This window comes from Roseibium sp., assembly GCF_025698965.1.
Lineage (GTDB): Bacteria > Pseudomonadota > Alphaproteobacteria > Rhizobiales > Stappiaceae > Roseibium.
The window spans coordinates 1-9,346 of sequence record NZ_JAILWL010000251.1 but is presented as its reverse complement, the minus strand read 5'-3'; the positions used below and the strand labels follow the sequence as shown (position 1 = coordinate 9,346).

At 53.4% G+C, this 9,346-nt stretch carries 7 protein-coding genes; 4 read left to right on the top strand and 3 right to left on the bottom strand.

The window, feature by feature from the left end:
- From K5905_RS19400 to K5905_RS19390, 3 genes are all read left to right on the top strand, one after another.
- On the top strand, positions 1-982 hold a 982-nt coding region (locus K5905_RS19400; RefSeq protein ID WP_297586759.1), incomplete at its 5' end, for an aminotransferase class V-fold PLP-dependent enzyme.
- A 133-nt stretch (positions 983-1,115) separates the two neighbouring features.
- Positions 1,116-2,603, top strand: a complete 1,488-nt coding sequence (locus tag K5905_RS19395; RefSeq protein ID WP_297586757.1) for a diguanylate cyclase — start codon at positions 1,116-1,118, stop codon at positions 2,601-2,603.
- Between the two features lie 198 nt (positions 2,604-2,801).
- The gene (locus tag K5905_RS19390) at positions 2,802-4,337 is read left to right on the top strand and encodes a diguanylate cyclase (protein ID WP_297586755.1); all 1,536 of its coding nucleotides are present in this window, start codon (positions 2,802-2,804) and stop codon (positions 4,335-4,337) included.
- 72 nt (positions 4,338-4,409) lie between these two features.
- Here K5905_RS19390 and gor read toward each other — a convergent pair whose 3' ends face one another.
- From gor to rpiA, 3 genes are all read right to left on the bottom strand, one after another.
- Positions 4,410-5,786, bottom strand: a complete 1,377-nt coding sequence (gene gor / locus K5905_RS19385; RefSeq protein ID WP_297586753.1) for a glutathione-disulfide reductase — start codon at positions 5,784-5,786, stop codon at positions 4,410-4,412.
- 252 nt (positions 5,787-6,038) lie between these two features.
- Positions 6,039-6,551, bottom strand: a complete 513-nt coding sequence (locus tag K5905_RS19380; RefSeq protein WP_297586752.1) for a DUF2059 domain-containing protein — start codon at positions 6,549-6,551, stop codon at positions 6,039-6,041.
- 54 nt (positions 6,552-6,605) lie between these two features.
- Positions 6,606-7,298, bottom strand: a complete 693-nt coding sequence (gene rpiA / locus K5905_RS19375; protein WP_297586750.1) for a ribose-5-phosphate isomerase RpiA — start codon at positions 7,296-7,298, stop codon at positions 6,606-6,608.
- Between the two features lie 355 nt (positions 7,299-7,653).
- Here rpiA and K5905_RS19370 point away from each other — a divergent pair, with 355 nt between their 5' ends.
- Positions 7,654-9,303, top strand: a complete 1,650-nt coding sequence (locus K5905_RS19370; RefSeq protein ID WP_297586748.1) for a methyl-accepting chemotaxis protein — start codon at positions 7,654-7,656, stop codon at positions 9,301-9,303.
- Positions 9,304-9,346: the final 43 nt, after the last annotated feature.

Sequence of the window (9,346 nt, the reverse complement as noted above, 5' to 3'; positions counted from 1 at the left end):
CGGAATTAGCGCGCTGATCGGCAGTAAACCTCACGAAATTGCCTATATCGAAAACGCCACGCGTGCCTGGGACATGGCCTTTTACGGTATCGATTTCCGCGAAGGCGACCGGATTGTCACCGGTCGGGCTGAATACGTTTCCAACTATGTCGCCTTCCTTCAAATGAAGCGGCGCAAGGGTATCGAGATCGATATTGTCGAGGACGACGAATACGGACAAATTGATCTGAAGGCCTTGAAGGCTGCGCTCGGCCCGAAGACACGACTGATTGCACTCACTCATGTGCCGACATTTTCCGGACTTATCAACCCAGCCGAAGATGTGGGTGAAATCGCTCGCGCTGCCGGGGTTCTCTATTTGCTCGATGCGTGCCAGTCGGCTGGCCAGATTCCATTGACTATCAGTGACATCGGTTGCCAGATGTTATCGGGAACCGGCCGCAAATACCTTCGCGGCCCACGTGGAACCGGTTTTCTCTTCGTCAGCGACGATGTGCTTGATCAAATCGACCCACCCTTTATCGATCTTCAATCTGCAAACTGGATCGATGAACAAACCTATGAGTTGGTGCCGCACGCACAAAGGTTCGAAACCTGGGAGCGCTATGTCGCCGGTCAGGTCGGGCTCGGAGTTGCGGTAACATATGCAATTGGCTTCGGAATGGAGCGGATCGGCAACAGGGTTTGCGCGCTCGGAGCGCAGTTGCGATCCGAACTCTCGGCCTTTCCCGGCGTTGAGCTTCACGACAAAGGAGCTCGCAAAGGCGGGATCGTGACTTTCGCAGTCACTGGTGAGACGCCCTCACAGACGCAGGCACGACTGTCACAACGAAACATCAACGTTTCAATCAGCCACGCCGGATCTGCCCGGATCGACCTTCCTCACCGTGGACTTGAAGCAGTTGTGCGCGCATCACTGCATGCATTCAATACTGAAGAAGAAATAGAACTGTTCGTTAAGGCTCTCGGCAATCAAGCCTAGAATTCCCCCTCTGTAACGAAACGAACACCTGGTGTTAAACTCCTTTCGCCTAACACCAATTGGCATTGGACGGAGGGGGGGACCGGTTTTGCTTGGCAAGTCGAAAAGAGAGACGGGAAATCAGAAGCTTGACTTGCCAATCCCCAATACCGGCCGACGGATAACGGTCTGGATCTTTGGTCTTGCAGCGCTGTTGATCGTGCTTTCGACCGCCTCACTGACTTTCATCGCGCATTTGGCCTGGCGGGAGGCGGATCGGCGTGCGCTGGAAAGTGAGCAACTCCGCCTGACCAATACACTGAAAGACTTTCACGATCTCGTCGCGCGCGACCAAGTCTCGCTATCTCAGTGGGACGCATCATTCAAGGCAGTACAAGCCCCTTTGAATAAAGACTTTATTGAAGACGAACTGACTGAAGACCTTTGGGAAGACCTCGGTTTTGACCGAACCTTCATCGTCACGGCAGACGGAATGTTGATCGTGCAAGCCGTCAAAAACGTGACCCGCTTCGATCCCATACAACTCCCCTCAGGTCATCCGGTTCGCGAACTCGCCGAACAAACACGCCACGCTTTCGAAACCAAACAGGATACTTCCAACTCGGTGTTTGCCGACTGGTACCTGCCACAATCTGCCTTGCTGGATGCTTCTGTTTCAACCTTTGCAGAAATTGACGGCATTCCAGCTTTTTTGAGTGCGGTTCCGATCCTGCCCGATGAAGGCCGCGTAGCTTTAGATGCTGATTATCCAGCGATACTGATCAATGCCGTCTATTTCAATGACGACTGGATCCTGGAGTTGAACGAGCAGCTTTCCTTCAAGGATCTACGATTTTATCCCGGGAAACCGGAACGGGAGAGCCCCATCAATTATCTGGTTCGCTCCGTTGACGGGTCTGTCTTCGGTTATTTCAGATGGGACCATGCCAAGCCGGGTAGAGAAATCTGGTACACCGCTCTTCCTCTGATCGTGCTTTTGGCAACAATCATTGCCATCGTGGCATTTGCAGCTGCCGGCAAAATCAGTCGCTTGTCGGCCTCGCTGGAAGAAAGCGAGCGCAAAAACCACCACTATGCCCGACACGATGCACTGACGGGTTTGCCCAACAGGCACTATTTTTCCGATCACCTTGCCCATTCTCTGGAAAAATTGCCCGAGCAAAAATTTGCGATACTTGCCTGCGATCTGGATCGGTTCAAGCCTGTAAACGACACATATGGTCATGAAGCAGGCGACAAGGTGCTGTGCTGCGTTGCAGACCGGTTAAGCCTCCTGCTTGGAGACACTGGTCTTGTCAGCCGCGTCGGAGGTGATGAATTTCTGATCCTGGTGTCGAAACTCTCAGACAAGGCCCAACTGGATGACCTTGCAAAAAGGATCCTGAAAGTCGTGTCTGACCCGGTCGAGGCACTCGCGGGTGAATGGGTGACCACCGGCATCAGCGTTGGAATTGCGATTGCACCCGATTGCGGATCGAACGAAAAAGACTTGATCCGAATGGCCGACATGGCTCTGTACCAGGCCAAGGAAAACGGACGTAATATGTACGAATTAGCCAATCCTCGCTATCGTCGACCCAGCCCCACCCACGACGACAAAGAATTGGAGACAGGGCATTAGCGGTAAATTTACGCACCCTTTTCCATTATTCATATTGTAAAAATTACAGTTTAAATTCCCCTAATACCATATTCATAAAATATCTCCCTCACATTTTGTAATAAATCGACTCTCGTTAAGTAATTAAAACCGTCGATCGATATAAAAATTTTCTCTGAAGTTTGAATTTTGATTCGAAAATACGACCGAGATCGCAACTTGACCGAGCTTAGCCAAATATATAGTGACCAATACGCGAAAAAACCGCGTCATCGGATTTCACGACTGGCTTTTCTACTTGCCTCACTTCTCATTGCCGTTACGTCCCTTTCGCTGGTTTTTGTAGGTTTCGTCGCGTCCCGCGCTTCGAACCAGCAAGCTGTCGCCAATGAGGCACGCCTTCTGCGCAGCACGCTCGCGGACATGAAGCGTTCAATTGTGCAGGATCAAATCGGCATTGCCTCGTCCGATCTGGCCGTGAAACGTCTTGTTCTTGAATTCGATGCCAGGTTTGTTCAGAGCACTTTCGATGATTTGTGGTCCGATCACAGTTACAGCAAGAGCATGTTGATTTCCGGTGGTGGGAACGTGGTTGCCGAGACGTTTGAAGACAACACATACATCCTCGATCGGCCAATCGGCGAGACGGCCGGTCTTGAGGCAATCGTCGGCAGACTGACGGCAAAGTACAGACGAAACAGAACTCGCGTTCCCGGAGGATTTGGCCACAGATCGTTGCAGGGGATCGATTTCAGTGAATATGCGGTCATGGGTTTCACCAAATTGGACGGTAAACCGGCTCTTTTTGGCGCGATGCCCATCATCCCGGATGACTATAAGGTCACATTGCCAGACGGACCGCCGACAATCCTGTTGTCGGCACGCTATATAGACGCAAATCTGCTGGAACGGTTGAACAGGCATCTGAGCTTTTCGTCATTGGCATTTCGATCCGGCTCCGGCTCACAGCAAGACGGTCCGTTGCATCCGGTTCTGGATCAGAGCGGCTCGCCCTTGGGTGTCTTCCAGTGGAAAAGCCAAACCGTCAGCACTTCCATCTGGCCCACAGTCATCCCTGTCATCGTCATTCTTGGCACAGCCCTGGCCGCCCTGGCTTTCGGCATCGCCTGGAAGATCGGGCAACTCACGACTTCTCTGCAATCCAGTGAGCAGCAGAACCGCTACCTGGCACTGCATGACAGCCTGTCCGGACTCGCAAACAGGCTTCAGTTCACCCGCATGCTGGAAGCCGCAGTTAAGTCTCTCCCCGACACGCCGTTCGCCGTTCTTCATTGCGATCTCGACAATTTCAAACCCGTGAATGACACTTTTGGCCATAGTTCCGGCGACCTTGTTATCCAAACGATTGCCTCACGTTTGAAAAAGACGATCGCCAACCAGGGACTTGTCTGCCGTGTCGGTGGAGATGAATTCATGATCATCTACCACGGACTGAACAACAAGGCGCATTTGGCCAGATTGGGTAGAACACTTGTTGCGAACGCCTGCGCTCCTATTCCAATCACGGAAAACGAGGCTGTTCACGTCGGCCTCAGTGTTGGTATCGCGCGAGCGCCTATCGACGGAAAAACGCCGGAGACTCTGGTCGGCGCCTCTGACATGGCCCTTTACAACTCGAAAGTCATGGGTCGTGGACAAGTCTCCTTCTTTTCCGAAATCCGAACGACAAGCCAGCCAGTAGAACCTCAGAATGACACTCTGGATGGTATCTCCCACCACGCAGATGCCGTCTGAAGTCAGATATGACAGCGGCCGGACGCGTAAACGCATCCGGCCGCTGTTCTTGAATTCACTTTTGAAGCGAAATTATCCGCGCAGCTGTTCCGTCGGCTCACGCATGGTGACAAGCTCTTCGGCAGCAGTCGGGTGAACCGCAATCGTGCGATCGAAGTCCGCCTTGGTTGCTCCCATCTGCAGTGTCACACCCAGGATCTGTGCCAGTTCACCGGCGTCGGGACCGACAACATGTACACCCAGTACCTTTTGCGTATCCGCATCCACGATCATTTTCATCAGCATTTTCTCGTCCCGGCCGGACAATGTGTGCTTCATCGGCCGGAAACTCGATTTGTAGATGTCGAGGTTCGGTGTCATTTCAAGGGCCTGCTCCTGGGTCAACCCGACAGTGCCCATTTCAGGCTGCGAGAAGACCGCAGTCGCGATCAGGCTATGATCCACACTCCAGGGCTTGTTACCGAAGACCGTGTCGGCAAATGCATGTCCTTCCCTGATCGCCACCGGCGTCAGGTTCGCACGGTTGGTGACATCGCCAACGGCGTAGATAGATTCCACGTTGGTTCTTGAATCCGCGCTGACCTTGATAGCCCCGATGGCATCCGTCTCAACACCTGCTTTTTCGAGACCAAGGTCCCGCGTATGGGGATTTCTACCGATCGCAAACATGATCTGATCGGCTTCAAGCGTTTTACCACCCTTGGTATGGCCAACCAGTGAACCGTCGGCCCGCTTTTCGATCTTCGAGAAGGTGTCACCAACAATGACGTTGATCCCCTTCTTTTCCATTTCCTGACGAACCGTGGTGCGCAGATCCATATCGAATCCGCGTAGAATTTCCTCACCGCGGTAGATCAAGGTGGTGTCCACACCAAGGCCGTTGAAGATCCCCGCGAATTCAACGGCAATGTAGCCGCCGCCTGCAACCACAATCTTGTTGGGCAGCTCGTCCATATGGAAGGCTTCATTCGACGTGATCACGTGTTCGACACCAGGAATGCTGTTATCCACGTTGGGAGATGCTCCGACGGCAACAAGAATGTACTTTGCCGTGATTGTCTGCCCGGTCGACAAGAGCCTGACCGTATGCGCGTCTTCCATGACCGCCCGGCTGTCATGCGCTTCGACATTTGTGCGTTCAAGGTTCCGCCGATAAAGGCCTTCGAGCCTGGTAATTTCCTGATCCTTGGCCGCAGCCAGTTTCTTCCAGGAAAAATTTCGCTCGCCGACTTCCCAGCCAAAGCCTTCCGCATCTTCAAATTCTTCAGAAAATTTGGACGCATAGACAAACAGCTTTTTCGGAACGCAGCCCCGGATCACACAGGTTCCGCCATAGCGGTATTCCTCGGCAATCCCGACACGTGCACCGTGTGTTGCTGCAATCCTGGCCGCACGAACTCCACCCGAACCGCCGCCAATTACAAAAAGATCGTAGTCAAAGTCCGTCATTTGCGCCTCAAAAGTCTTTCACATCCTTGCCGGATGATGTCTCGAACCAGCCCCGCACATAAGCGGTCGCAGTTGCCATACAAGAGCCCGCCATAAGATGAATGGATCCGGCGGACAATATCCAAACCCGCTTTTGACAAGAATTGGGCCGCTTTCGCGGCCCAATATGCCGGATTGCAATCCGGCCTCAATATTCAGTGTAGTGTCCGTGTTCCGAATTCTGATGCAAATGCGTTCACGGGGCAGTTTCACTCACTGAGCGTTTTTCTTTGCCAACTCTTCCTGGACCATGGTCACCATTTGCGTGGAAATCTTGTCCTGCCACTCACGAGCAGCACCAACGGAGTACTGGGTGATTGCTGGAATGGTGTTGGTCAGTTTCTGACCGAGTTCGGTGTTGTAGAACTCTGCCAGCTCGGTGAGCTCTGCTTCGGAGAAGCTTTGATACCAGGCATTGTAAACCAGATCGTTCAACTCAGCGCGCCTGGGCGCAAGCTGAAGGGCAACACCCTGCGTGACTTCGATGATTTCTTCGGCACGTGTCGGATCCGACTGGATGAACGCGGTACGCGTCTGTTCCGCCAGGATTGGCAGAATGTCATCGAACGGTTCCAAAACCTTGGTCGCAGCAGCAACCTTCTTGGCTGCAGCAAGATGGCTTTCGGAAATGCTGTCCTGCGCCATGGAGGCGGTTGTCAGGAAACCGGCGGTTATAATGGCCGCGCCCAAGACAGCTACCCGCTGGATATTTTTGATAAGTTTCATTTTTCTACTCCTAGGCGGCTTCCAACGATGCCTGGAAAGCCAAATACACACCATTTAGATGGGCAGAACGGTCTTTACCCCATCTTCTCCGGCCACGTAAGCTTTTGTTGCGATATCTATGAAAAGACCATGTTCAACGACACCTGGAATTGCCACCAGGCTTGCTGCAAGCGTTTGAGCGTCGTCGATGGCCTCCAGATGCGCATCCAATATGTAATGCCCGCCATCTGTGACGAAAGGGTGAGCAGCACCGCCTCTTAACTCAAGTTTTTGAGGAAGCTTCAATCCGTTCAGCACGTCGCAAATAGCAAGACGCGTTGTCTCGAGCCCGAATGGCACGACTTCGATCGGCAGCGGGAAACGCCCGAGCGTTTTCACCTGTTTGCTGCCGTCGGCAATTACGATCATGCTTTGGGACGCACAGGCTACGATTTTTTCGCGCAAATGTGCGCCACCGCCACCTTTTATCAGGGAAAGTCGCGGATCCAGTTCGTCCGCCCCGTCAACGGTCAGATCAAGTTGCGGAAGTTCTTCGAGTGTCGTCAGGCGAATGCCAAGTTCGGACGCAAGCTTCCGGGTCCGCTCCGATGTCGGCACGCCGATTACGTCCAATCCTTCTTTGACGCGCTGTGCAAGCGCATGCACAAAGAACTCTGCGGTGGAGCCAGTGCCGATCCCAAGTCGCATTCCGGATGAGACATCTTGCGCTGCGCGTTCTGCAGCTTCTTTCTTGTACTGATCGCTCATCACCTATTCCTCCAGCCAACACCCGTTTGGGCGCTGCGACCGGTCATCTCGTTTTGGCCGCCGGTGCTTAACATGTGCGGCCTCTGCCGGTCCAGTGACATTCCAACCTCATTCAGGGAGAAACAGGCCTTTCGTAACTGAGGAAGGAATTTGTTAACCATCATTTTAGATTGCCACTCAATAATGCTTCGAATTTTCTAAAGCCTCGAAAGCACTCAGCGCTATGATTCTATTTCGACTAAAGTCGCAAAAGAATAACGTCCATGACAATTTGGACGATAGTGCCACTCCCCCTGAGGAAACATCCATCGTCCAAGCAGACCCGGTGACAGAGAGCGGGAAATCGGCCGGCCAAATGAGCTTCGTCCTCGACAGCCTTGAAGACGACCTTCAAGTCGCAGCCCGAACGATCAACCTGGCTGCGGAGAAAGTTCAGGACCGGCTCATCAGTCAAATGGACAAGCTCGAGACCATTCGTGGTGACAGCCAGTCCCTCGCCGATCAATCTGTCCTGGCGGATGAAAACGCCTCAGGACTGGCTGCGTCGATACAGGAACTTACCTCATCGAGTGGTGAAATCGGAACTCAGGTCGGCGTCTCCAATCAGCTTGCAATGGAGGCGCGCGATGTTGCCGACCAGGTCAATGAAGGCGTCATGGAGCTGAAGAACGCCATTGACGACATCGCCAATGTGGTGGGCTTGATCTCCGATATCGCCAAGCAGACCAATCTCCTTGCCTTGAACGCCACAATAGAAGCTGCAAGGGCCGGTGAAGCCGGCAAGGGGTTTTCCGTTGTTGCCAGTGAAGTCAAGGCGCTCTCGGTTGAGACGCAATCGGCAACCGAACAGATTGTCGCTAATATCGACCGTCTTAATCATTCTGCCGAACAAAGTCTGGGTTCCGTCGGCAAAATCATCGACGTCATCGGAAAAATCCGACCAAGTTTTGCTGCCGTGGAAGATGCCGTGAAGTCCCAGGTTGAAACGACCGGGCGTATTGGCGAGCAGGCAAACCAAACTGCAAGTTTTGCCCAGGAAGTCGTACAACATGCCCAGACGATCACCCGATCCGCAACGGAGGCCGAAGAAGGTGGAACGCTTGCGCGGCAATCCGGTGCGGAAATGAGTGCGGCCACCAGTGCCTTGCAAGCCCGTTTCACGATGATGATCCGTCAAACGGAAATTGGTGATCGACGGCGACATGACCGCCTACCCGCAAAACTCCAGGGAAGTGTCTCCTGCGGTCCAGCGTCGACCACCTTCGAGACACACGACATTTCCGAAGGCGGCCTTCTTTTGATGCCGGAAGACAACAATTTGCTGAAGACGGGAAGTTCAGCGGAACTCGATCTGGAGGGAGTAGGCCGAACTGCGATCAGGATCGTCGCAATTTCCGATGCCGGATGTCACTGCTGTTTCCAATCGCCGGACCAGGGGTTTCAGGATGCTCTGGTACAAAAAATCAACGCTGTTCACGCCAGTCATGCGAATGAGGTGGAACGGGCTCAAACCGGAGCTACAGAGGTTGCCACCGCGATGGAAAACTTGATCGCGGAAGGGAAATTGTCGCCGGAAGACTTGTTCGACACCGATTATCAGCCCCTTTCCGGAACAAACCCGCTGCAGGTTTCCACACGCGCCCTCGCGCAGCTTGAGACCATACTTCCCGAAATTCAGGAAACCCTTCTGGCAAACTGCCAGGCGGATGGCATGGCTTTTTGCGCAACAGTCGACAGGAACGGCTACCTGCCGGTTCACAATCTGGTTTTCTCCAAACCGCAAAAACCCGACGATCCTGCATGGAACCAGGCCAATTGCCGGAACAAGCGGATCTTCGATGACCGAGCCGGGCTCAGTGCCGCCCGCAATACCCGCCCCTTTCTGATCCAGTCCTACGCCCGCGATATGGGCGCTGGAAACATCGTCTGGATGAAAGAAGTGGACGCCCCGATTGTCGTCAACAATCGGCATTGGGGCGGATTTCGTACTGCCTACAAGCTCTAGCGCGTCGAAGGGCTTGCCCTCTTCCCGCTATACAGTTAGGCAG